This is a genomic window from Limimaricola cinnabarinus, from assembly GCF_047631075.1.
Lineage (GTDB): Bacteria > Pseudomonadota > Alphaproteobacteria > Rhodobacterales > Rhodobacteraceae > Limimaricola > Limimaricola cinnabarinus.
Genome location: NZ_JBLHYX010000032.1, coordinates 1 through 21,880 on the forward strand (window position 1 = coordinate 1; position 21,880 = coordinate 21,880).

At 65.9% G+C, this 21,880-nt stretch carries 25 protein-coding genes and 3 pseudogenes; 12 read left to right on the forward strand and 16 right to left on the reverse strand.

The window, feature by feature from the left end; translation table 11 throughout:
• The 4 genes from ACJASC_RS16565 to ACJASC_RS16580 form a co-directional block, all read left to right on the forward strand.
• A partial coding sequence (locus tag ACJASC_RS16565; protein WP_415146982.1) for a helix-hairpin-helix domain-containing protein occupies positions 1–1,299 on the forward strand: 1,299 nt, incomplete at its 5' end.
• Positions 1,300–1,696: 397 nt separating this feature from the next.
• A complete protein-coding gene (locus tag ACJASC_RS16570) occupies positions 1,697–1,912 on the forward strand; it encodes a hypothetical protein (protein ID WP_415146983.1) in 216 nt (71 codons plus the stop codon).
• A gap of 343 nt (positions 1,913–2,255) precedes the next feature.
• A complete protein-coding gene (locus tag ACJASC_RS16575) occupies positions 2,256–2,468 on the forward strand; it encodes a hypervirulence associated TUDOR domain-containing protein (RefSeq protein ID WP_415146984.1) in 213 nt (70 codons plus the stop codon).
• Complete coding sequence (locus ACJASC_RS16580) at positions 2,465–2,998, forward strand: DUF488 domain-containing protein (RefSeq protein ID WP_415146985.1); 534 nt, start codon at positions 2,465–2,467, stop codon at positions 2,996–2,998. Before ACJASC_RS16575 ends, ACJASC_RS16580 begins: the two co-directional genes overlap by 4 nt.
• Positions 2,999–3,044: 46 nt before the next feature.
• Here ACJASC_RS16580 and copM read toward each other — a convergent pair whose 3' ends face one another.
• On the reverse strand, positions 3,045–3,344 hold the full coding sequence (copM, locus tag ACJASC_RS16585; RefSeq protein ID WP_415146986.1) for a CopM family metallochaperone: 300 nt from the start codon (positions 3,342–3,344) through the stop codon (positions 3,045–3,047).
• Positions 3,345–3,514: 170 nt separating this feature from the next.
• Here copM and ACJASC_RS16590 point away from each other — a divergent pair.
• The 5 genes and pseudogenes from ACJASC_RS16590 to ACJASC_RS16610 form a co-directional block, all read left to right on the forward strand.
• Positions 3,515–3,694 (forward strand): annotated as a pseudogene (locus ACJASC_RS16590) (glutaredoxin); the annotation flags it as partial.
• A 66-nt stretch (positions 3,695–3,760) separates the two neighbouring features.
• Complete coding sequence (locus ACJASC_RS16595) at positions 3,761–4,177, forward strand: ion channel (protein WP_415146987.1); 417 nt, start codon at positions 3,761–3,763, stop codon at positions 4,175–4,177.
• Positions 4,178–4,446: 269 nt separating this feature from the next.
• Entirely contained in the window at positions 4,447–4,692 is a 246-nt protein-coding gene (locus ACJASC_RS16600; protein ID WP_415146988.1) for a type II toxin-antitoxin system VapB family antitoxin, read from the forward strand.
• The gene (locus ACJASC_RS16605) at positions 4,692–5,117 is read left to right on the forward strand and encodes a type II toxin-antitoxin system VapC family toxin (protein ID WP_415146989.1); all 426 of its coding nucleotides are present in this window, start codon (positions 4,692–4,694) and stop codon (positions 5,115–5,117) included. The genes ACJASC_RS16600 and ACJASC_RS16605 overlap by 1 nt, the downstream gene beginning before the upstream one ends.
• Before the next feature lie 198 nt (positions 5,118–5,315).
• A protein-coding gene (locus ACJASC_RS16610) for an IS630 family transposase (protein WP_415146990.1) occupies positions 5,316–6,376 on the forward strand; the annotation gives its coding sequence in 2 pieces (ribosomal slippage) (positions 5,316–5,858 and positions 5,861–6,376; 1,059 coding nt in all).
• Positions 6,377–6,543: 167 nt separating this feature from the next.
• Here the strand turns inward: ACJASC_RS16610 and ACJASC_RS16615 are convergent.
• The 5 genes and pseudogenes from ACJASC_RS16615 to ACJASC_RS16635 all read right to left on the reverse strand — a co-directional run.
• Positions 6,544–6,688: pseudogene (locus tag ACJASC_RS16615) on the reverse strand (glutaredoxin); the annotation flags it as partial.
• A gap of 85 nt (positions 6,689–6,773) precedes the next feature.
• Entirely contained in the window at positions 6,774–7,637 is an 864-nt protein-coding gene (locus ACJASC_RS16620; RefSeq protein ID WP_415146991.1) for a DUF305 domain-containing protein, read from the reverse strand.
• Between the two features lie 123 nt (positions 7,638–7,760).
• Entirely contained in the window at positions 7,761–7,901 is a 141-nt protein-coding gene (locus ACJASC_RS16625) for a hypothetical protein (protein ID WP_415146992.1), read from the reverse strand.
• Between the two features lie 82 nt (positions 7,902–7,983).
• Positions 7,984–9,024 carry an MBL fold metallo-hydrolase gene (locus tag ACJASC_RS16630; protein ID WP_415146993.1) on the reverse strand — a complete coding sequence of 347 codons (1,041 nt, stop codon included), beginning with the start codon at positions 9,022–9,024 and terminating at the stop codon, positions 7,984–7,986.
• Positions 9,025–9,238: 214 nt separating this feature from the next.
• Complete coding sequence (locus ACJASC_RS16635) at positions 9,239–9,805, reverse strand: hypothetical protein (protein ID WP_415146994.1); 567 nt, start codon at positions 9,803–9,805, stop codon at positions 9,239–9,241.
• A gap of 224 nt (positions 9,806–10,029) precedes the next feature.
• Here ACJASC_RS16635 and ACJASC_RS16640 point away from each other — a divergent pair, with 224 nt between their 5' ends.
• Complete coding sequence (locus ACJASC_RS16640; RefSeq protein WP_415146995.1) at positions 10,030–10,665, forward strand: phospholipase D-like domain-containing protein; 636 nt, start codon at positions 10,030–10,032, stop codon at positions 10,663–10,665.
• Complete coding sequence (locus ACJASC_RS16645) at positions 10,665–11,591, forward strand: NAD(P)/FAD-dependent oxidoreductase (protein ID WP_415146996.1); 927 nt, start codon at positions 10,665–10,667, stop codon at positions 11,589–11,591. Before ACJASC_RS16640 ends, ACJASC_RS16645 begins: the two co-directional genes overlap by 1 nt.
• Before the next feature lie 122 nt (positions 11,592–11,713).
• Here ACJASC_RS16645 and ACJASC_RS16650 read toward each other — a convergent pair whose 3' ends face one another.
• From ACJASC_RS16650 to ACJASC_RS16695, 10 genes are all read right to left on the reverse strand, one after another.
• On the reverse strand, positions 11,714–11,875 hold the full coding sequence (locus ACJASC_RS16650) for a DUF892 family protein (RefSeq protein WP_415146997.1): 162 nt from the start codon (positions 11,873–11,875) through the stop codon (positions 11,714–11,716).
• A 216-nt stretch (positions 11,876–12,091) separates the two neighbouring features.
• Positions 12,092–13,108 carry a cation efflux transmembrane domain-containing protein gene (locus ACJASC_RS16655; protein WP_415146998.1) on the reverse strand — a complete coding sequence of 339 codons (1,017 nt, stop codon included), beginning with the start codon at positions 13,106–13,108 and terminating at the stop codon, positions 12,092–12,094.
• On the reverse strand, positions 13,105–13,878 hold the full coding sequence (locus ACJASC_RS16660; protein WP_415146999.1) for a transporter substrate-binding domain-containing protein: 774 nt from the start codon (positions 13,876–13,878) through the stop codon (positions 13,105–13,107). Before ACJASC_RS16660 ends, ACJASC_RS16655 begins: the two co-directional genes overlap by 4 nt.
• 86 nt (positions 13,879–13,964) lie before the next feature.
• Positions 13,965–14,153 (reverse strand): hypothetical protein, encoded by a 189-nt coding sequence (locus ACJASC_RS16665; RefSeq protein ID WP_415147000.1) that lies wholly within the window; start codon positions 14,151–14,153, stop codon positions 13,965–13,967.
• 8 nt (positions 14,154–14,161) lie between these two features.
• Positions 14,162–14,293, reverse strand: coding sequence for a hypothetical protein (locus tag ACJASC_RS16670; protein ID WP_415147001.1), 132 nt, complete (start codon positions 14,291–14,293; stop codon positions 14,162–14,164).
• A gap of 144 nt (positions 14,294–14,437) precedes the next feature.
• Positions 14,438–15,610, reverse strand: a complete 1,173-nt coding sequence (locus tag ACJASC_RS16675) for an L-dopachrome tautomerase-related protein (RefSeq protein ID WP_415147002.1) — start codon at positions 15,608–15,610, stop codon at positions 14,438–14,440.
• Between the two features lie 310 nt (positions 15,611–15,920).
• Positions 15,921–18,179 carry a xanthine dehydrogenase family protein molybdopterin-binding subunit gene (locus tag ACJASC_RS16680; RefSeq protein WP_415147003.1) on the reverse strand — a complete coding sequence of 753 codons (2,259 nt, stop codon included), beginning with the start codon at positions 18,177–18,179 and terminating at the stop codon, positions 15,921–15,923.
• Between the two features lie 10 nt (positions 18,180–18,189).
• Complete coding sequence (locus tag ACJASC_RS16685) at positions 18,190–19,203, reverse strand: FAD binding domain-containing protein (protein ID WP_415147004.1); 1,014 nt, start codon at positions 19,201–19,203, stop codon at positions 18,190–18,192.
• Complete coding sequence (locus ACJASC_RS16690; RefSeq protein ID WP_462806368.1) at positions 19,200–19,667, reverse strand: (2Fe-2S)-binding protein; 468 nt, start codon at positions 19,665–19,667, stop codon at positions 19,200–19,202. Before ACJASC_RS16690 ends, ACJASC_RS16685 begins: the two co-directional genes overlap by 4 nt.
• A gap of 62 nt (positions 19,668–19,729) precedes the next feature.
• On the reverse strand, positions 19,730–20,812 hold the full coding sequence (locus ACJASC_RS16695; protein ID WP_415147006.1) for a catalase family protein: 1,083 nt from the start codon (positions 20,810–20,812) through the stop codon (positions 19,730–19,732).
• A 191-nt stretch (positions 20,813–21,003) separates the two neighbouring features.
• Between ACJASC_RS16695 and ACJASC_RS16700 the strand changes: the two are divergent.
• Positions 21,004–21,709: pseudogene (locus ACJASC_RS16700) on the forward strand (IS6 family transposase).
• Positions 21,710–21,880: the final 171 nt, after the last annotated feature.

Below are 21,880 nucleotides of genomic sequence, written 5' to 3' on the forward strand. Positions count from 1 at the left end.
GGGAACCCAGAAGATTGGCTGATTTCTCCTAACCGGAAGCGACTACGTTATGGCGCAGCCGGGACCTTCGCGAGGCAAGGAGGCTGGGCATTTCCGAAAGCTCTGCTTTTTCTCGTGGATAATAGGGAACAGGATTTCGCCGAACGCACATTCAAGCAGCTCGAAGGCTTCGGCTCCTATGGGTTTCCCGAAAGCCACGCCGCTTCCTTCGCGCTGATTGCCTATGCCAGCGCCTGGCTCAAATGCTGGCACCCCGACGTCTTCTGCACGGCCTTGCTCAACAGCCAGCCCATGGGCTTCTACGCCCCGACCCAGATCGTTCGCGGCGCCCAGGAGCACGGCGTTGCAATCCGCCCGCTCTGCGTCAATGCCTCCCGCTGGGATTGCACCCTGGAGCCAATCGGTGACGACGGCTTTGCCGTCCGCCTCGGGCTGCGCATGGCCAAGGGCCTCGCCAATGCACATGGCGCATCCATCGTCGCCGCTCGCGCCGATCGGCCCTTCGGCTCCGTCGACGATCTCTGGCGCCGCGCGGGCGTGCCCGTCGCGGCGCTGACCCAGATTGCCGAGACTGACGGCTTTCGCCCGGCCTTCGGCCTCGCGCGCCGCGACGCTCTGTGGGCCATCAAGGGCCTGCGCGACGAGGAACTGCCGCTCTTCGCGGCGGCGTCTCGGCGCGCTGGCGCGACGGTCTCCGAAGTTTCGGAACCGGCCATCTCGCTTCGCCCGATGACCGCAGGGAGCGAGGTGGTGGAGGATTATGGCCATGTCGGCCTCTCCCTGCGAAGCCATCCCGTCTCCTTCCTGCGAGCCGATCTCACCAAGCTCCGCATCGTGACCTGTGGCGAAGGCATGGCCGCGCGAGACGGACGATGGCTGGAGACGGCCGGGATCGTGCTGGTCCGCCAAAGGCCGGGTTCGGCGAAGGGCGTCATGTTCATCACGCTCGAAGACGAAAGCGGCATCGCCAACCTGGTCGTATGGACCAAGGTCTTCGAGCGGCACCGGCGGATAGTCCTCTCGTCCGGCATGATCGCCGTGAAAGGCCGCGTTCAGCGCGAGGGCGAGGTCGTGCATCTGGTCGCGCACCGCATCACCGATCTGTCGCGCGAGCTGGCCAGCGTCGGTGATCGCGATGCGCCGTTTCCGCTGCCGCACGGGCGCGGTGACGAGTTCCACCACGGTTCGTCGGCGCCCGATCCGCGCGGCTTGCCGCCGAAGGGGCTGCGCACGCGCGACATCTATATCCGTGATCTCCACATCGACTCGATCAAGGTGAAGACGCGCGACTTCAAATGATCCCATCAGCAGGCTGTCACGAGCGGTTCAGTGAGCGCCCGCAGCATGGAAACGGCCATTCGTGCAGGGCGCAGCGGAAGGCCGTTTCAAGCTACTGACTTGGTGGAGACCAAGCGATCGCGCAACCGCGGCATAGAAACGGGGCGTCGCGTCCGGCCCTCGTCCCCTCGTCTGCCGTTCGACCCTCGGTCGCGAGCTACGGCAGCGGGCGAAGCGGCTGTTTGAAGACAGCGCAGCGACAGTTCGGAAGTTTCCTCAGCTTGCGGCGGATCGGCTGTTCGAGCAGGTCAAGAAATTCAGCTAGACATGCGGCATGAAGAAGCTGCGCTTCCTGTGATTGGGTGAGTTACCTCTCGGCGAAGCGTTCTGGACTTGGGCGATTAGCGTCGGACTCCTGGTGAACCTTACGACCAGCGTGTTGTTTCTCGCCATGATCACGGTCGACCGGCCCTGGGCGGCGCTGCTTGTCGGCTACGCACCGTCGGTACCCTACAATATCCTGGCTGTGGTCGGCGTCTGGCGCTCGGCCGCGCGTTATCAGGGCCTTGCCGGTCACGCCGAACTCGCTCGCGTCTTCACCTTGATCGTGATGCTGCTACTAACGGTGACCTGAGCCCGACCGCGGGCTGTGCTGGCGCGGCTGTCCAGCGGCGCAGCGAACGGCACAGCCAGGAAGCGCAGGGCATGCGCAGAGCAACGGTTGATCCTGCCCCGGATGAGTGGGGTGCAGGCGATTAGGCCGCCGGCCAAGATCTTCCTGTAGGGCTCGCAGGCGTACTGGGTGCCTTCACCGGGATAAGCGAGGGAGCGACAACCATGCAGTCATGACCGATCTCGGTGAGTTGCCGGTGAACACCATAGCCGCAAGGGCCAAGGAACAGCCCTCATGAAGGCATGACGCCGCCCCGGAACGGCTCAAGCAAGACATGTGTTGGATGGACGAAGGAGGCGAGCCGATGGCGAAGTATTCAGAAGGTGATCATGTGAGCTGGAATTCCGAAGCCGGGCGCGTGAGCGGCCGTATCGTGAAGGTTCACGAGGCGAATTTCGACTACAAGGGGCATCGCCGTCGTGCCTCGAAGGAGGAGCCGCAATACGAGATCGAGAGCGACAAGACCGATCACGTCGCGGCGCACAAGGAGGATGCGCTGACCAAGCTCGACTCGTGAGCGGCGGGTTCGCAACCATCGGACATTCCAACCGGTCGCCGAAGACGGTAATCGACATGCTGCGACAAGCAGGGGTCCGGCTGCTGGTCGATGTGCGGTCGTTCCCGAAGTCTCGCAGCAACCCCGACTTCAACGACGACAGGTTCCCGGAGAGGCTTGCCGATCATCAGATCGGCTACCGGCACATGTTGGCGCTCGGCGGACGGCGTCCAAAGCAGCCGGATGTCGACGAATGCCTGAACGCCTTCTGGAGAGTGCGAAGCTTCCACAACTACGCCGATTACGCCCTTGGCACCGAGTTTCGGGACGCCTTGCGCGAACTGGTGGAGCTCGGCCGCGACCAGTCCCTTGCGATGATGTGCTCGGAAGCCGTCTGGTGGCGCTGCCATCGAAGGATCATCACCGATTACTTGCTGCTGGGCGGCCATGAGGTGCGCCACATGATGGCGTCGGATCGCATCGATACCGCTCGACTGTCTGAGGGTGCGCGCCTGCGGGAAGACGGCGCAGTCATCTACCCTCGATGCTGACAAGAGCCCGGCGCCGCATCGGGATCGCGGCACCGGGCAGGGCAGATCAGCTATCGGGCAACTCGATCCCGCGTTCGCGCAGCCAGGCGCGCATCGCGTCGATCTCCTGTTGCTGCTCGGCGATGATGTGCCGGGCCAGCTCCATGTTCTCCGGGTCGGAGCCTGCGGCGAGCTGGATGCGCGCCATGTCGATCGCGCCCTGGTGGTGAGGGATCATGCCGAGCACGAAGGCGATGTCGGGGTCCTCGTGCCGGAGGCCAGCCATCATCTCGTCGTGCATCCCCAACATGGACTGCTCGTAGGCTGCCGCGACAGAGGAGGATGCGTCGATCTCGGCCGGCGCCACCGGAGGCAACGCCGACGGCTATCGCGTGGCGTTCGGCGGCGCCGCCGATCCGCGCCTGATGGAGACGATCTCGACCCGAAAATGGCGTCGCCGCGTCCGCTCAGGCAACGGCGATCTCGATGTCCGCGCCTGGGAGGTGGCGGTTCTCGTCCACCTGCGCGACCGGCTGCATCGGGACGGTCGGAGCAGTGTCGGTCTTCAAAGCCGTCTACATCGACAAGCGTGAGCTCGAATGCGCCTGCGTTGGCGGATCGAGCAACGTGCCCCTGGGCTTCGTCTCGCTTACAGAGAACCTGATGACGATCGCCATGGCGATCTGGATGCCGGTCCAGATGCTCTGGCTGGAGTAGTTCCTCAATTTCGCACCTGCAGGTCCACGTCAGGCAGGCGCTGCCAGTTCGCTAAGGAGACAAGGAATGGCGCTCTTGATCGGGTTCGTGCTCGTCTCGGCCCTAGGCATCGCCCACCACTACGGCCTGCTGGCTGTTCGCGCGATGAAGCCAAATTCGGACGACAGGCCGCAGGCAGCAATCATGATGGCGTTTCTCGCGCTGCTGGCGCTTCACACGCTTGAGATCCTGGCGTTCGCCGCCGTCTACAGGGTGCTGCTGGGCTGGGGCGTATTAGGAGACCTTGGCGGCAGCTACGACGCGAGCTGGGGCGGGCTGATCTACTTCTCCGGCATCAACTTCGCGACGCTGGGCTACACGCAGATCGAAGCCAACGGCCCGATAAGAATGATCAACATGATGCAGTCGCTCGGGGGCTTCATGGTGCTGACCTGGTCGGCGACGTTCCTCTACTCGGTCTGCGAGCGGGCCTGGCGCGAGTAGCGCGGCGACGCTCAGTCGGAGTAGCCTGGTTCACCCGCGACACGTTCTCCTGGTAGCTCCGCCCGCGCTCCGGCCAGGTGCTCTTGATGTAGGCAAGAACTGCGCGGATCCGCTACGCGAAGAAAGGCAAATCCTCTGTCAGAAGAGGAAGCCGATCGTATCGATTTCCATGGGTGGAGAGGGCCGGATAAAATTGCCCTCGGAGACGGAAATACCTTGTTCTGAATATCCTACTTTGCATATCATGAATATGCAAATGGAGATATACGATGCCGCTCTACATCCGCGATGACACGGTGGGCAGCTTGGCCGACAAGCTGGCGCAACTTGCCACGAAGGGCAACAAGACCGAGGCCGTTCGCCTGGCTCTGGAACACGAGCTGGAACGGCTGGCGCAGAAGAAGAGCCTGAGCGAGCGCGTAGCGGCGTTACAGGCGCGCGCGGCCGATCTCGGTCTCCGCGCCAACGGCTACGACGACAAGCCGCTGATGGACGATCTTTCCGGGGACCTGTGATGTTCGTGGATGCGTCGGCCCTGGTGGCGATCCTCAAGAGCGAGCCCGAAGCGTCAAAATTTCTTGCGGCGTTGGAAGGCGCAGAGGGACGGGCGCTCACCTCGCCAGTCGCTCGGTTCGAGGCGGTGATCTCGTTGGCGATCCAGATGGCGCGGGCACGCGGCGAGGTTCATATGACAGCAGAGGATCACGACATGGCCGAAGAGCTGGTGGGCGGGTTGCTCGAGGAAATCGGCGCCCGAGAATTGGACGTCACCGAAATCATCGGTCGCGCAGCCCGGCAGGCGGCGCTGACCTACGGCAAGGTGACCGGCCACCCAGCCAAGCTCAACATGGGAGACTGCTTCTCCTATGCCATGGCGAAAAGCTCTGGCGTCCGGCTACTCTACAAGGGTGACGACTTCGCGCAGACGGACGTTGCATGATGGCTCGGTATAGAAGGAAGAGCTATCGGCCGCGGCGCCGCCCAAGCGGCGGCGCGGTGGGACCGCCGGCGTTCGCGGGCGCGACCTTCATCGCTCGTTAAGCCTTCTGATACCAGCGCTCGCTGAGGGCGACTCATGAAGGGGCTTCCGCCGGCGGGCGGAACGTGATTCACCATCGAGAACTGAAGGAGGTTCTTGATGACAAAGGCGATCACGCTCCGGGCGGATCACGGCTCCGACGACCTGCGTCGGCTGGCGAGGGCGAGCCGGGACGCCGCGCAGACACGGCGGCTTCTCGCTCTGGCTGCGATCTATGACGGCGCGAGCCGGACGGAGGCCGCGCGGATCGGCGGCGTCGGTCTTCAGATTGTCCGGGACTGGGTGGCGCGCTTCAACGCGGAGGGGCCGGCGGGCCTTGTGGACCGCAAGGCGCCGGGCAAGTCGCCGCGTCTGGGGCCGGAGCAGCGCGTGGCGCTCGTGCAGGCGGTCGAGGCGGGGCCGAAGCCCGAGTCGCACGGCGTCGTGCGCTGGCGGCTCGTCGATCTCGTGCGGTGGATGCAGGATCGGTTCGGCGTCTCGGTGAGCCGGCAGACGCTCGGTCGCGAGCTGCGCCGCATGGGGTTGCGGAAGCTCTCCGCCCGCCCGCAGGATCAGGCTCAGGATCCTGAGCCCTTGGAGGCGTTCAAAAAAACCTTCCCACCGAGCTGGAGGCGATCCGCGTCAAGCTGCCCCCGGAAACCAGGCTCGAGCTCTGGTGGCAGGATGAAGCGCGCGTAGGCCAGAAGAACGGGATCACCCGCCGATGGGCGCGGCGCGGGACCCGGCCCCGCGCGCCGCACGATCAGCGCACGACGTGGGCCTACATCTTTGGCGCGATCTGCCCGGCGAAAGGCAAGGCCGCAGGCCTGGTGATGCCCTACGCGAACACCGAGGCTATGCAGGCCCATCTCACGGAGATCAGCGCCGCCGTGGAACCGGGCGCGCACGCCGTGCTCATCCTCGACCAGGCGGGCTGGCACATGTCCACCCACCTCGCGGTCCCAGAAAACATCACGTTCCTGCCACTTCCCCCTCGATCGCCGGAGCTGAACCCGGTCGAGAATATCTGGCAATACATGCGCGAAAACTGGCTCTCCAACCGCGTCTTCGAGAACTACGACGACATCGTCGCCCACTGCTGCGACGCTTGGAACAAGCTCCTCGCCGAACCGACGAGGATAACCTCCATCGGCTTCCGGACCTGGGCCCATGGGTCATGATCAATGGGCATTGGTATGAGAGAAACCTCCTCGCGGAGGCCTACGAGATGCATGCGCCGGATAAAGCTGGAAATTGCAGGATCAAGGTGAATGACCTATGCCGTCGGAGGGGACGGGATCTGGGCTAACGACAGCCTGCGCAACGCCCGGTCCGGGGCATCCACATGGGGGGTGGTGTCGACCCCGTGCTCCCGCTGGAACGCATCGGTCTCCTCGCGGGTCTTCAGATGGTGGTCCTCGACCGTGTGTGAACCCCTGACGCTCGAGCAGATCCTTCGATTTGAGCCCGTAGGGGCAGAGATGGTCGGGCATGACCCTCCGGTAGAGCTGCGCCGTCTTCTCGCTTTGATCCAATGCATTTGGGACTTCCTTTGAATGAACTCGATCTCCTTGATCGTCAGCTCGCCTCACACCCGTAGAAGCCGCGGTAGCCGACAGAGAGACCCTGATCGAGTTCGAACACGAGCTCAGCATCAGCGCGCCAGTCGGCCTCGTCACCGAGCAGTCGGACGGTGACCATGGTGCCGGGCGCCGAGAACTGCACGCCGCCAGCGTCGGCCTCGCCAGCTCCCTCAAGGGCCATCAGGACGCCATTCAGCTTCATGGCTGCCGCTCCGCCCTCCTGATCCGCCCACAGGACGGGCTCCGTCTCCGGGCTCCGATTGAACGTGCAGCGGGCTCCTGCCTCAAGCACGCGATCGGCCTCCGCCTTGGGCATCGGTGCAAGGTCAAGTGTCGATATCAGCGTGTTTGCAAGCGCGTTCTCAATGGTGCCCGGCTCGGCCGGTGGGTCCTGATAGATGCTCTCGACCACGTTGCCGCCGGCGACGTTGGCGATGAGATAGCGCATCTCCGCGATCTCGCGCCGCTGTGCCTCGATGATCTCGTCGGCGAGCTTGCGGACGCGCGGGTCGCGGATCTGCGCGCGTTCCGATGTCATGATGGCGATCGAGTGATGCGGGATCATCGCCCGCATGTAGCTCGGCCCGCTGACCGTCACCTGGCTGCGGACGAGCCACAGCGAAAGCACGAAAACGATCACCGAGCCGGCGAAGATCGCGATGTTCAGCCGCTTGTTGGAGTACATCCCCAGCATGTAGCCGAGCATGATGACCGCCATCGTCGCGCCCATCAGGATCGCCATGTAGGTGCGCGTCTCCGAGAAGAAGAGATGCTCCCAGGCATAGGTGTTCAGGTACATCAGAATGAACATCACCACCGTGGAGGTGAGGATCATCAGCCCGAAGCGGATGTAGGACATGGGTGCTCCTTCTTCCTTAATCGGCGGCCGCGGCAGGCTCGTCCGAGGTACCGTCCGTCGTCTCTTCCGAGGGCATCGCCGCCGCGGGGGCGCCTCCCGCGTTGGTCACCGCGCCGCCGCCGGTCAGGGCCGGACCACGGTCATCCGCACCGGCAACGCCGCGCCCATGGTCCGGATCGGCTCGGCATCCACCACCCAGACCCCGTCGGCGACCGCCTTCGGGGTGTCGAACGGAGGATAACCGTGCGCCTCGGTCACCGGCATCGTCTCCAGCGGTGCTGCGCCACACTCCCGGCCGAGAACCTTCCCCGCCAGGCAGGTCTCGTCTCCACGCGCTCGGGGGGACTCACCGATATGCCTCCTGCTCCGGCCGCGCCGGATGGCGCGCATAGCGGGCGCCCTGGGGCACCGCGAGCCTGTCGAAGTCTCGGGCCAGCCGGTTGAGCGCCCCGCGCATGCGCGGCCCGGCCAGAGGCGCGCCGTGGCCGGACACGAGGATGTCAGGTTCGAAATCGGCCAGCGCGCGGGCCGAAGCGCGGGCCTCGTCCCAGTCGATGGTGAAATAGGCGGGCGGTCCGTGGATCTCGGGCGCCTGCACCGCCACGGCATAGGCCGATTCCTGCCGGGTGGTGATCACCGCGTCGCCCGCGACGAGCGTCCGGTGCGCCTCCTGCCAAAGGGAGACATGGCCCGGCGCATGACCCGGCGTGTGCAGCCAGCGCCAGCCCGGCGCGCCGGGCACGGTGCCGTCCTTCGGGAGCGCGCGGAGGCGGGGGCGGACATCGACCGGCCCCGTCGGATAGATCCCGGCCAGCGCCGCCATCGCGCCGCCGCCGACCGTCGGATCGCCTGGCGGATAGGCGGAGGAGCCGTCGAGATAGGGATGCTCCAGCGGATGGGCGTAGACCAGCGCGTCCCAGCGCTCGGCGAGGTGCTTGAGTGCGCCGACATGGTCGAAATGCCCATGCGTCAGGACGATAGCGGCGGGGCGAGCGTCGCGGCCGAAGCGCTCGGCCGCGGCGCCCTTGATCAGCGGCGCCGTGCTGTCGAGCCCGGCATCGACGAGGATCCATCCGCGATCCCCGGCGTCGGGCGCGCCAAGGAAGAAGACGTTGACGATCCCGAGCCGGCGATAGGCGACGCCCGGAGCGATCTCGCGCGCGCGCCCGCCCCGGGCGGCGGTCACGACCGCTTCCCGCGTCAGCGGGATCTGCCGCGAGACGGGCCGGCGCGTCTCCGCGGGCCGGTCGGTCAGCAGCGCCGCCGCGATCGAGAAGAGACCGTAGGCGCCGAGCGCGCCGCGCACCTTGGCCGGCTCGTCGAGCAGTGCGGCGGCGGTGCAGAACCCGGCGCCCTGGAGTGCGTCGAGGACTAGGTGGTCGCGCATCCCCATCGGCGCCTGCGAGTCGCTTCTATAGCGGGTCGCTAGGCTGTACGCGGCGACGCCGACGCCCGCCGCGGCCACGGCGCGCCGAAGGCTAGGGCGCCAACCGAGCAATGTCGGCGCCGTCATCAGCGCAACGGCAGAGACGCCATCGAGCGTCTTGTGCAATCCTGTCGAGATCATAGGACGATCCTCCCTTGCAAACTTCGTCGCGGCGCTACGCGGCTCGTCCGTTGCGCTGCCGTTCAGCTCGCGTCGCTTGCGGCCCAACACGCCGTAGGCGCGCATCCGGGCCTGGTTGATCGAGCCGAGCGGCCGGTGGGCGGCGAGACTCGACCGCATCGCAGTAGCGGACCGACCTCCGGACGGGGCGAGGCTGCGCGCGCGTGGAGGACAGCCGGCTGGCGCAACAGGCGTCCAGGAGCGTGACGCCGGCGAGCGCGGCAAGCGCGGCCCCGATGTTTCCTCGCGGCGCGCGCGGGCGGTCGAGCGCCCCGGCGACCGTGGCGATGTCGAGCACGTCGCCGCCCACGCGCGCCCACATCCAGGGCGCCCGGGCCCGCCCGCGCGTGGCGGGGATGCCCGCGCCCGAAGCGAGCTCGCGCAGCCCATAGCTTTGGACGAGGCGCTCGTGTCCTTGCATCCCGAGCGTGCGGGTCAGGAGCCGCGGGGCGACGATCTCGGCCAAGCCGAGCCCAAGGGAGAACCAGCCGAGGCCGGTCCCCAAAGCGTCCGAGCCATCCCGGAGAGTTGTCGAGCGGAACCTTCGCGAGCGGACGTTCATGTCGGTGCTCCCGTGACGTGCATCCTTCACCGCCGGCGGCCGCTGATCGGGCAGCCTGACGAACGTCGAACGGCCGGCAAGGCGGCGCTGTTCCCGATCGCCGGCAGATCGGGACCACATCGCGAACCGACACCACCTGCGCGAGGCGCTCGCCGGGCACCCGTCCGTCATCGCGTTTTGAACATTCGCCGCGACCATCCGTTGGCTGCACGCACGCCGACCGGATGTCGACCTGGCGCGACACGATGATCCTTGTCGGCGGGCCGCTCCCGCCGGCGATCGCTTCGGAGTTCGAGCGCGCCTGGCGAGGCGCTCACCATGGGCGAGAGGAGCGATCACCGGAGCCGGGCGGGCCCGAGCTTCCCGGGGCGGCATGGAACTACGCCCTGAGCGGGCCGATGGTGCGTCCGCACCATGATCTTCGCGACGCCATTCCCACGGAGATCGCGCAGGCCGAGCGGTCGGTCGCTTTGACGACGCCCTATTTGATCCCCGATCGCAGTCTCTGGCGAGCGATGATCCTGGCCGTCGAGCGCGGCGCGAAGGTGCGGGTCCTCATGCCCGCGCGGAGCGATCACCAGATCGTTGATGTCGTCGGCCACCGGTTTGCTCACGCCCTCGTGCGTCGCAGTGTGGAGCTGCGAGGCTATACGCGTGGAATGCTCCACGCCAAGGTCGCGATGGTGGACGGCAGGTGGTCCTCGGTCAGCAGCTTCAATCTGGATCTTTTCAGCAGCAACGTGAATCTTTTCAGCAGCAACGTGAATCTAAGGATTGGCGTTTTAACTAGCTCGCTCGAGCTGCACGACGCCCTCGCGGCGCAGATGGAGACCGATTGGACGTATTCTCGACCTTTGTGATGCGCGACCTCGACTGCGTCGTCATCGGCGGCGGCCCGGCAGGGCTGGCGGCGGCGGTGTACCTCGCCCGGTTCCGCAGACGGTTCGTCGTGCTCCACGCCGGAACCAGCCGCGCCGACTGGATTCCGCTCTCGCACAACCTTCCAGGCTACCCCGACGGCATCGCCGGCCGCGAGCTTCTGGCCCGGCTCCGCGCACAGGCCGAACGGTATGGCAGCGAGATCCTCGAGGCGGAAGCGTTGCGTCTTGAGTCGGACGGAAGCGACGGCTTCCTGACCCACACCATTGCCGGTGCGATCAGAAGCCGCAAGGTGCTGCTGGCGACGGGGGTGGAGGACCGCGAGCCCGATCTGCCCAACCTCGCCGGCGCCATCCGCAAGGGCTTGGTCAGGCACTGCCCCGTCTGTGACGCTTATGAGGCGACCGGCCAGAGCATCGCGATCATCGGCTACGGCGCCTGCTCCCTGCACGAGGCGCTGCTTCTTCGCCGCTACGCCTCGAAGCTCACGCTGCTGTCTCTCGGCAAGCCGTTCCGACTCTCGCAGGACGACCGCGAGGCGCTGCGTCGGGCCGAGGTCCGCATCATCGACGCACCGGTTCGAGAGCTTGGCGTGGCGACCGGCCGGATCGAGACGTTCCACATGGAAGACGGCCAGGTGCATCGTTTCGACACGATATATTCTGCGCTGGGCCGCAGGGTTCGCTCGGATCTGGTGAAGGACCTGCCCCTCACGCTGGACCCGGACGGCGCGCTCGTCACCGACGGACACCAGCGGACCACCCTTCCCGGTCTCTATGCTGCGGGCGACGTCGTCGCAGGCCTTGCGCAGATTGCCGTCGCAACGGGGCAAGCGGCCGTCGCGGCGACCGACATCCACAACCGCCTGATCGCCGATGAACTGGCAGAACGTGAGAGCGCGTCGTGAAGGCGGACCCCGTGCCGCTTGGACGACCCCCAGGAGAGAGGGCGATCAGGGCGAGGTACGGCAGCTCCGGTTGCCTCGCCCGTCCGTAGGCCGGCGGTTTATCCTGCTTTCTGCTCCGCCATCTAGTTGGCCTGTTCGGCGACCTCGTTCAGCAGTTCGTCGGCCTTCTTCTCTTCTTGCAAGGTCTGGTCGATCAGCTTGACCGCCTCGTCCATCCCGAGCTGCCCGGCCCACGTCTTCAGAGCGCGCGATTTCGTAATGCTCCATCGCTTGGGTCCCGGCAATCAGCACCGCGTCTCAAGTTCGAAAAGGCGCGCCCGGTACGGAGCGCGGTGTCGTCGCCGCGCAACCTGCTACAAGGTCCCACGCTGGCCGGAGGCGGAAGGTTCCCGTGTCCGGGAACGATCTACTCTCCCTCCGATACCGGCGTGAACCAGCGCGCCTTCATCGAGACGTTCGGCTCGGACGTGGTGCCGTAGCTCGCCTGAACTCGCGCTGCTTCAACGCTCGGCGCGGCGCACCGCCCCCGCACGGAGCGGCGACGGGCCGCTCTCGTCCGTGCGGCCGGTCGGCGGGCTCTCGATCCTGGAGCGGGGCATGATCGAAACGTCGTGGACGCGCCAGTGCAGGTCGAGCAGGTCCCGTTCCGCAGCCTCGATCCGCTCGGGCGAGACGGACCCGTCTTGCGGCACGACGTAGATCGTCCCGGTCAGGAACCGGCCCTCCTCGCGCAGGCGCAGCCGGCTCTCGCGCACCCAAGGCAGCTGATCGACGCAGTCGCGGATGTCGTCGATCAGCGGCTCGAACTCCTGGTCGTCAACGGTTCGCGGCACCTCGTCGCTCAGGTCTCGGATCGCCGCTCCGGTGTGTTTGACGCCGTCGTGCAGCACGTCGAGCGCGATGACAATGGCCGCCACTGCGTCCGCCCACCACCAACCGAGGCCGATGCCGAAGATGCCGGCGATCGCCGCCAGACCCGTCATCCAGTCGGCCTTGTTCATGAGCGCATCGGCCAGAAGCGTCTTGTCGTGGAGCTGCCGCGCCGGCGTCATCTTCAAACGCCCGAAGATCACCGGCAGGACGACGCTGTAGACGAGCGCCACGATCATCACCCAGCCGAGCCAGATCGTGACGCCGAAGAGCTCGACGCTGCCGATCGTCGGATGGTCGGCCTTGATGAGCGCTATCGACGAGTCGACGATGAGGAAGATGCCGACGCCCCCGAGCGCCACCGCGCTCATCAGGTAGGCGATCGAGGTGACGCGGATGAAGCCCAAGGGGAACCGATCACTCGGCGCCCATCCCTCGATCCAGGAGGCGACGAGGAACGCGATCGGGGGCACGAAGCTCAGCATGTCCTCGATCCACGCGGTCTTCATCGCCTGGCTGTTACCGACCGAGAAGTAGATCGCGATCACGATCGTCGCGAGGGCCGCGAGCCAGATCGCTTCTATCCAGCGGGCGCGGCGAAGCGCCTTCTTCTGCTCCTCCGGCATGGTTCGGACGGACCCGCTCACGGCTGATGCTCCCTCAGCCTCTCGCCCATGTTGGCGTACTCGCGCCTCAGGAAGCGCTCAATCCGCATCAGCCAGGCGTTCTCACCTTGGGGAACCGCAACGACATGCTCCGCTCGCTGCAGCACGATGCCTGTAGGAAGCAGGCCGCGAGATGCGAGCTGCCAGTGCGGAACGGCCGCAAGCGCCACCTCTGCGGACCATTCTCCGACCGGCGTACCGCCCTCGTTCCTGACGAGTTCCGCGATCGGCTCCTCGGAGGGCACGAAGACCAGTTGCCCGTCCAGCTCCTCGGGGAAGGGCACCTCGGGGCGTGCGCCGATCACCAGCGCCTCGTGGAAGTAGGCGTAGCTCGGCGCGGCCCCCGCGACCGGCGTCACCGCCTTGCGCTCGAACCCGCCGATCGCGAGGTCGAGGTCTCCGCTCTCCAGCCCCTCCAGCGCCTCGAAAGCTGCCAGGCGCTTCCACTCGATCGACACGCCGAGCTCACGGGCAAAGGCCTCCACGAGATCCACCTCGGCACCTTCGGGCCCGCCTTCGCCGTCGACCGCCACCCAGGGCGGATTGTCCACGGCCGCGACGGTCACCGCCTCGGTCGCCAGCACGGTCTCGAGCGTCTGCCGAGGATCGCGTGGAAAGCGCAAGTCGTCACAGCTCGAGACCGCAAGGCATGAGGCCGAGAGCGCAATACGCCGAAACAGGGCCGCGATGCCGGAATGCCGAAGGAGGTCGGGCAGGATCTCCCACAGCGCGGCCCTGTTCTTCGGTCTCATAGCGCACGGCAGCATCGTTTCCAAAATATCGCACACACTTCTGAATGATCTCCCGGCTCTTCCGGATCGCGCGCAGGCGCTCGTCCTCAAGGCAGTTGATGTAGTCCTCGATGCCGATCGACGTAGGCTTCATACTGCTCGTTGACGAGCTGGCGCAGCTCAAGATCGTCCTGCGGCGGCTCAAAGGGGTAGGGTTCCTCCGGCGGCAGGCACGCAACCTGCGCGCCGGCGACCACCGGTGCGAGAAGGGCGAAGCCGAGCACGTGGATCTTCACTGCGTGAGTCATCCGCCGTACTGCACATCGACGCTCGATCCGAAGGAGATGCCCTCGAAGGTCATTTCGCCGGTCTCGAAAGGCGCATCGCTCCCGGCGCTCCCGGTCATGGCGATGGTGAGACCGGCGTGCTCAGGCATACTGGTTCCGTGATAGGGCAAACGCCGGCAAATCAACGGCTCTTGCTGTCAGCGACTTCGAGAAGTGACAAATGCCCTCGAATGGACCTAAGATGATCAGCCGATCCCAGCCGCCATAGTGTTCGTCGGCTGTGCGTAACGCCCTCACTGTTGGTTCGACGGACTATCGGGCTCAACTTGACCAGTGTTTCCGTCCGGATCGAACATCCAGAGTGCGGTCGGGAGTTGGATCGGATTCTGCGGCTTGTACCAGCTCATGTCCATGATCCGGGACGTGGTGACGTAGATCATCCCGTCCGGGCCCTGGCTGAAAGTGTCGGGCCAGCGCAGCCGGTCGTCCTCGATCAGCGTCGTGATCTCCTGGTCCTCGCGAACCTTCACCGCGTCCTCTTCGACCGCTGAAAGGTACAAGCGATCCTCCTCGTCGATCCAGAGACCGTCGGTGACGCCAACCTCGCCTTCGTCGATGACCTCGGCGGCGAGCGCGTCGGCGGAAAGCTCCGGGTTTTCAAGGGCGGCCGTCGGAATGGAATAGAGCGTTTCGCCAGTGAGCGGCTTCCAGTAGAGCGTTTCGCCATCGTTCGACAGCGCGATCGAGTCGGCGGCGAACACCACGGCCCGGTTGTCGGGCCGGCGGATCGGCTCGCCCTCGTGCTCGACCAACACCTCCGGATCGGCCTTCACGCTCGGATGATCGTCCAGAAGGCGCCGGGCCTCGCCGCTTTGGAGGTCCACCACGATCAGCGCGTCCGCCGGACCGGAATCGGTGATGTAGGCATAGCTGCCGTCGGGGCTGAAGCGCACATCGTTGAGGTAGCTGCCGAGCGGCGCGACATCCGTGTCGAAAGCGATGGTCTGGGCGACCTCGTCGGTGGCGAGGTCGATGCGCACAAGCTTCGGACCGTTCGGCACGATGAAGCTTGAGGCGGGCGCCGCCGGGTCGAGCACCCAGAGATTACCCTGGCCATCGGCGACGACGCTCTGCACGCACACCCAGTGGTCCTCGGGGGAGATCTCGTTCTTGCGAGCATTGCGCCAGGAGTTCCACTCCTCGTTCGGGTAGGGTCGCACCTCTCCGTCCACGACTTCGGCCACCGAGATCGGCGCATCCTCTGTCCAGCGCGGAAAGTTCACGAAGATGCGGCCGTCCTCGGTGACGGTGACCCCTGTTACCTGATGGTCAAAGGTGGCGACCTCTTCGAGCTGCGGCTGACCCGAGGCAGGATCCTGCCCCTGGGCCGATACCGGCCCGGCGGCGAGCATGAGGGCGACGGATGCGCCGGCAAGGAGCCGATAATGGATGTAAGAGCTATGCATGGAAGCCTCCTCGGCGTTGATGGGTGAAGTGCAGCCAGTAGGGAGGCCAGCCGGAGAGAGCATTGCCGGCCTTGTTTGCGATGGACGACTGTTGCTGAGTGGTGGGAGCTTCGGTGCCGATGCCGCCGGAGACGACGGCGAAAGGACGGGGAGTCATGACATTCTCCTATATCTGACTGGTCGAGACGAGGGCGACGGGTATCGCTCGAACTCTTGGATCGGCGTGTGCGGCCCTTCGCCCGAGAGCGGCCACGCAGCGGGGAAGGCGCGTTCCCGGGCACAATGAAGATCGAGCGTCGGCTCGTTCGGCTCACGATTCCTCGTCGAGCAGCTTGTCGATGGTGATCGGTAGCGAGCGCACCCGCTTGCCCGTGGCGTGATAGATCGCGTTGGCGATCGCCGCGGCGGCGCCGACGATGCCGATCTCGCCGAGGCCTTTCACGCCGAGGGGGGTCACCTCCGGATCGGGCTCGTCGACGAAGATCACCTCGATGTCCTCGACGTCTGCGTGGGCGGGCACGTGGTATTCGGCGTAATTGTGGTTCATCCAGCGGCCGAGCTTCGGGTCGCCCATGGTTTCCTCGTGAAGCGCCATGCCGATCCCCATGACGACACCGCCCAGGATCTGGCTGCGCGCCGTCTTGGGATTGATGATCCGCCCTGCGGCAACAGCGTTGACGACACGGGTGACGCGGACTTGGCCAAGCTCCTCGTCGACGCGCACCTCGGCGAAGATGGCGCTGTGCGTGTTGCGGGACTTGCGCATCATGCTGACGTAATCACCAAGGTCGGGGGAGGCGGTCTCCTCCTCCTCGATGCTCGCCAGGTCCGCCACGCGCATCACATCGGTGATTGCGACGCTTCTGGTGCTATCGCCCTTCAGCGCCATTCGGCCATCGGCGAACAGGATGTCTTCGATCGACGCCGCGTCCGCGAGCGGACGCCCTTCCACCTTCTCGGCCGCCTTGAGCAGCTTCTTCGCCACCGCCTGGCAGGCAAGCTGCACCGCCGCGCCCGACGAGGCAGCCGCCCAGGATCCGCCCTCGACGGGCGAGGTCGGCAGGTCGCTGTCGCCGAGCCTGGCCGTGATCTGGTCGGGCGAAAGCCCGAGCGTATCGGCCGCCACCAGCGTCATGACGGTGTAGGTCCCGGTGCCGATGTCCGAGGTCGCGCAAGCGACCTCCAGGTGTCCGTTGGCGTTCAGCTTCGCCGAGGCGCTGGTCTTGGCAAACTGCGCGTCCCACATGCCGGTTGCTACGCCCCAACCGACGAGCTCGCGGCCCTCCTTCATCGAGCGCGGCTCCGGCTTGCGCTTCTCCCAGCCAAAGCGGGCCGCGCCCTCGGCATAGGCCTCGCGCAGCGCCTTCGAGGTGAACGGCGTGCCGTTCATCGCGTCGGTCTCGGAATAGTTGATCAACCGGAACTCGAGCGGGTCGATCCCGGCCTTGTACGCCATCTCGTCGATCGCGATCTCGAACAGCGTCATGCCGGTCGCCGCGCCGGGGGCGCGCATGTCAGAAGAGGTGTAGGTGTCGCGCGGCGCAATCGTGTGTTCGCCGCTCGCATTGGGGCAGTCATAGTTCATCATGCCCCAGACGACGATGTCCTCCATGTTGTCCTCGAAGCGAGAGGTGGAGGTGGTGGCATCGTTGATCATCGCGGTCAGTTTACCGGTCGGCTCAGCGCCGAGCTTGATTGTGTAGGTGCATTCGGGCCGATGCACATGGTAGAACATCTGCTGGCGCGTCATGACCACCCGCACCGAGCGCTCCATGTGCTTGGCTGCCATGGCGGCGAGCTGGACCTGCCATTGCGGTCTGAGACCTGAGCCGAAGGCGCCGCCGACATAGGCGTTGACCACCCGCACGTCTTTCTTGGAAAAGCCAAACGCGCTCGCCACGTAGCCCTGCACGTTCTGCGACCCCTGCGTCTTGTCGTAGACGGTGATCTTGCCGTCGCCGTGCCACTCGACCGTGGTCGCGTGCATCTCCATGGGATTGTGGTGCTCGGTGGCGAGGTGATAGTCGGCCTCGACCTTCAGCGAGGCCGATGCGAAAGCTGCCTCTGCATCGCCGCGGTTCTTCGGCGGGTGAAAGCTGCTGCGTTTCTTCTTCGGCTCAAACTTCTCAGTGAGCGAGGCATCGAAGTCGATGTTGTGCGGCTCCGCCTCGTAGGTGACCTCCACCAGGCTCGCGGCGAACCGCGCCGCCTCGAAGGTCTCGGCGAGCACCAGGGCGACCGGCTGACCGGCGAACTGGATCTCCTCGCCGTGCAGCGCCCGGAACGGATCGCCGGGAATGCCGAGCTCGTCCTTCCAGCTCCGGTCGAGCCAGGCCTGTCTCGGCCGGTTCTCGTGCGTCATCACCTCGACGACGCCGGGGACGGTGCGCGCAGCGGCGTCCTCGATCGAGACGATGCGCCCCTTGGCGATGCGGCTCGAGACCGCAACGCCATAGAGCATGCTCGGGACCGCATATTCAGCCGCGTATTTGGCGGCGCCCGTGACCTTCTCGATGCCGTCGACGCGCGGGAGCGGCGTGCCGATGCCGACCTTGGCGGTTGCGTTCATGATTACCTCCTCAGGCGATGCGCTTATCGGTCTGGGACTGGGGCGTGCCCGCGGCCGCTTGGGACAGCGCGCGGACGATCGCCTTACGGGCGAGCGGGATCTTGAAGGCGTTGTCCTCGTGCCCCTCGGCGCCGGCAAGCAGCGTGCGGGCCGCGGCCTCGAACGCGCCGGTCGACGGCTCCGCGCCCCGGAGCGCATCCTCCGCCTCCGTGCTGCGCCACGGCTTGTGGGCGACACCGCCGAGCGCGACGCGCGCCTCCGCGATGACGCCTTCCTCCAGCCTCATCGCCACGGCGACCGACACCAGAGCGAAGGCGTAGGACAGCCGGTCGCGGAGCTTCAGGTAGGTGTAGTTCTCCGCGAAGCCTTCGGGAGCCAGATCGATTGCAGTGACAAGCTCCCCCGGCCGTAAGTTGTTGTCGCGCCACGGCTCGTCGCCGGGCAGCCGATGGTAGTCGGCGAACGGGATCACCCGATCGCCGCCGGGTCCGGTGACCCGCACTTCGGCCTCCAGCGCGGCGAGCGCCACGCACATATCGGAGGGGTGCGTGGCGATGCACTTGTCGCTGGCGCCGAGGATCGCGTGAATGCGATTCCTGCCGCCGATCGCGCCGCATCCCTGTCCGGGCACCCGTTTGTTGCAGGGCGTGTCGACGTCGTAGAAATAATAGCAGCGCGTTCGCTGGTTGAGGTTGCCGCCGTTTGTTGCGGCGTTCCGAAGCTGCGGGCTGGCGCCAGCGAGGATCGCGGAGGCAAGGAGCGGATACCGGCTCTGCACGCGGCTGTCGTAAGCCGTCTCGCTGTTGGTCGCCAGCGCACCGAGACGAAGGCCGCCACTCTCCGTCGCGGCGATCTCCCGGAGCGGCAGTCCGTTGATGTCGACGACCTGGAGGGGCCGCGCGACGTTCTCCTTCATCAGGTCGACGAGGTTCGTGCCGCCCGCGAGATAGGCTGCGTGGTCACCCGCACCCTCGCGCACCGCCTCGGAGATGTCGTTCGGGCGCGCAAAATCGAAGCGGATCATCGCGTCGTCTCCCCTTCCAGAACCTCGAGCACCGCGTCGGCGATGTTGGTGTAGGCGCCGCAGCGGCAAAGATTGCCGCTCATCTGCTCGCGGACTTCCTCGCGCGTGCGGGCGCGGCCTTCCGCGATTAGCCCGACGCCCGAGCAGATCTGCCCCGGCGTGCAGTAGCCGCACTGAAAGGCGTCGTGCTCCACAAAGGCGGCCTGGAGCGGGTGGAGGTTCCCGCGCTGGCCCAATCCCTCAATCGTGGTGATCTCGGAGGCGGCGACCGAGACCGCGAGCTTCAGGCAGGAATTGATCCGCACCCCGTCGATCAGCACGGTGCAGGCGCCGCACTGGCCGTGATCGCACCCCTTCTTCGTGCCGGTGAGGTCGAGCTTATCGCGCAGCAGGTCGAGCAGCGTCGTCCACGGCTCCACCTCCAGTGCCTGCTCGGTGCCGTTGATAATAAGCGTGATCGGGATCGTCGCAATCGGCTGGGCGGCAACTCCCGTGCCAGACGATCGGTCGAGCGTGGCAACGTCGTTCATGCCGGTATCTCCTCGATGCGAGAGGTGTTGGCGGGCCGAATCCCGTTCTCGCGATGGCGGAAGTCGGACAGCGCCTTGTAGACCTGGAGGCGCGCCCGCATCACCGAGCCGAGCGGTCTATGCGCCGCCAGACTGTGCGCCGGGCGGAAGGTCATCACCTCGTCGAAGTATTGCACGCGATCGGGACCGTAGGCTTCCTGCCGCGGCAGCACGATCGTCGCCACGGTGCGGTACTGGCTGTCCTCGACCGGCCACTCGACGGAGGCGTCCTCGATCGGCTGGGTCTCGGCGTTGGCCCGAAGCTGGACGCGCAACTCGTAGACGACGTCGTGCTGCCCGAAGAAGTCGGCCGTCGCATGGCGGAAGCCGTCCTCGTCCTCATGCGGGGCGAGCCGCCACTCCTTGAGCTGGTCCTGGTGGAGCGAGGCCGGAACGGCGGCGATCTTGGCGACGTAGTTGCCGTAGCGGATCGGCGCCTGGCTGAAATAGCTGTCGGAAAGCGGATGGCTGAACGGATGTCCGAAGAAATCGGCCTTCGCACTCGCGCCGCCCACGGCGTTGAGCACTCTGTTCAGATTGCGCGCGAGCGAGGAAGCCGCGCTCTTGGCGATTTCGGGCAGACCGGCCGACTTGCCGATCACCGTGCCATCGCGCAGGAAGCCCTCCGCCGTCCCGGACGGAAAGGTCGGCCCGCTCGCCAGCACGAAATCCTGCGTGTCGACGTCGTGACCGGGCAGCTTCTCGCCCGCAACGCCGAACACCTTGATCGCCATGCCGCGGTGCGTGGACACACGGTCGCCGAGCGTCTCGCCCGGCCCTTGCGCGAAGCGCACCGCGACCGGAAAACTGCCGCCGCGCGCGAAGAGCCCCTGCGCGAGTTCACGCGGCAGGTCGTCCTGCAACCGCATTTCGCCGATTGCGCAGGCCGAGCTCTTGGCATGGCTCGCGCGCACCGCGTGGTGCTCGCGCTTCTCGACGGCCTCCGATTGTTGAGTCATGCCCTGAATGATGCCGTCGATCGTCTCCTGCTCGTCCGGCTGGATTGTCTCGATGTCGGGGCTGTAGCGCAGATAGGTCACGGCTGGTCTCCACTCCATGAGGGCAGCGGTCACAAGCAACGTTTCGAGGACGGCACGATTAAACTCTGTAACCTTTTGAAAAGTTCCACCGAAAAGTACGTCTTTCGAATCATCGCGGCACCCAGGATCGCCCGCAGCCCGTGCGGGGATCGTCAGCTTGATGGCACTGCAGAGGCTGGGAGCCAGCTCGGATGCTGAACGTCGACGATCTTTCGTGCCTCAAGGGCCATCGGTTCCCGCGGACCGTGATCGACTACGCCGTCTGGGCATATCACCACTTTGCCCTGAGCCTGCGCGATGTCGAAGATCTCCTCGCCGAGCGCGGGATCATGGTATCCTATGAAACGGTCAGGGTTTGGGTCGCGAAGTTCGGGACACAGATCGCCGCGAAGATCCGTTGCGGCCGGTCCGATCCAGCCACCAAGTGGCACCCCGACGAGGTCATCCTTAAGATCAACGGCGTCAGGCCCTGGCTCTGGCGCGCGATCGACGCGAACGGCGACGTGCTGGATGTCCTCGTGCAGTCGCGGCGCGACACCGCGGCGGCCAAGCGGTTCATGCGCAAGCTCTTCAAGCGATGGGCCGGCCGCGGGTGATGGTGACGGACAAGCTCGGCTCCTACGCGGCGGCCAAAGCGAAAATCGTCCCCGGCTTGGAGCATCGCCAGCACAAGGAAATTAATGTGACAACGCGGCCGAAGCGCCGCACCGGCACACCCGACGACGAGAAAAGGTCATGGGACGGTTCAAATCCTCACGGCAGGCCCAGCGGTTCCTGTCCGTCCACGACCAAACCGCTGCCATTTTTCGCCCGCACAGTCGTCGCCTCTCGGCCCGTTCCGCCACGCTAGACGCAAGGCGTTCGAGATCTCGGCAAGCTACACGACCAAACTATTAACTCGAGTGGTCGCGGACGGAATTTCGTACGTCCCCGCAAACAACCGTATCCCTGCGGCGGAGGCCGTCTGACGGGATTTCGAGGTCAGTGATACGTCCGACCTTATGGCCGACCGTAAGTTCAGACCCGAGATAGAAGTGCTGTCGGCCGCGGATACCGCGCGCCGGCGAC

Excerpts from the sequence above, each read along its gene's own strand:
- ACJASC_RS16575 (WP_415146984.1), top strand. The coding sequence starts at position 2,256 with ATGGCGAAGTATTCAGAAGGTGATCATGTGAGCTGGAATTCCGAAGCC.
- ACJASC_RS16595 (WP_415146987.1), top strand. The coding sequence starts at position 3,761 with ATGGCGCTCTTGATCGGGTTCGTGCTCGTCTCGGCCCTAGGCATCGCC.
- ACJASC_RS16600 (WP_415146988.1), top strand. The coding sequence starts at position 4,447 with ATGCCGCTCTACATCCGCGATGACACGGTGGGCAGCTTGGCCGACAAG.
- ACJASC_RS16605 (WP_415146989.1), top strand. The coding sequence starts at position 4,692 with ATGTTCGTGGATGCGTCGGCCCTGGTGGCGATCCTCAAGAGCGAGCCC.
- ACJASC_RS16620 (WP_415146991.1), bottom strand. The coding sequence starts at position 7,637 with ATGTCCTACATCCGCTTCGGGCTGATGATCCTCACCTCCACGGTGGTG.
- ACJASC_RS16625 (WP_415146992.1), bottom strand. The coding sequence starts at position 7,901 with ATGCCGGTGACCGAGGCGCACGGTTATCCTCCGTTCGACACCCCGAAG.
- ACJASC_RS16630 (WP_415146993.1), bottom strand. The coding sequence starts at position 9,024 with ATGCGCGACCACCTAGTCCTCGACGCACTCCAGGGCGCCGGGTTCTGC.
- ACJASC_RS16635 (WP_415146994.1), bottom strand. The coding sequence starts at position 9,805 with ATGAACGTCCGCTCGCGAAGGTTCCGCTCGACAACTCTCCGGGATGGC.
- ACJASC_RS16640 (WP_415146995.1), top strand. The coding sequence starts at position 10,030 with ATGTCGACCTGGCGCGACACGATGATCCTTGTCGGCGGGCCGCTCCCG.
- ACJASC_RS16645 (WP_415146996.1), top strand. The coding sequence starts at position 10,665 with ATGCGCGACCTCGACTGCGTCGTCATCGGCGGCGGCCCGGCAGGGCTG.
- ACJASC_RS16660 (WP_415146999.1), bottom strand. The coding sequence starts at position 13,878 with ATGAGACCGAAGAACAGGGCCGCGCTGTGGGAGATCCTGCCCGACCTC.
- ACJASC_RS16670 (WP_415147001.1), bottom strand. The coding sequence starts at position 14,293 with ATGCCTGAGCACGCCGGTCTCACCATCGCCATGACCGGGAGCGCCGGG.
- ACJASC_RS16675 (WP_415147002.1), bottom strand. The coding sequence starts at position 15,610 with ATGCATAGCTCTTACATCCATTATCGGCTCCTTGCCGGCGCATCCGTC.
- ACJASC_RS16680 (WP_415147003.1), bottom strand. The coding sequence starts at position 18,179 with ATGAACGCAACCGCCAAGGTCGGCATCGGCACGCCGCTCCCGCGCGTC.
- ACJASC_RS16685 (WP_415147004.1), bottom strand. The coding sequence starts at position 19,203 with ATGATCCGCTTCGATTTTGCGCGCCCGAACGACATCTCCGAGGCGGTG.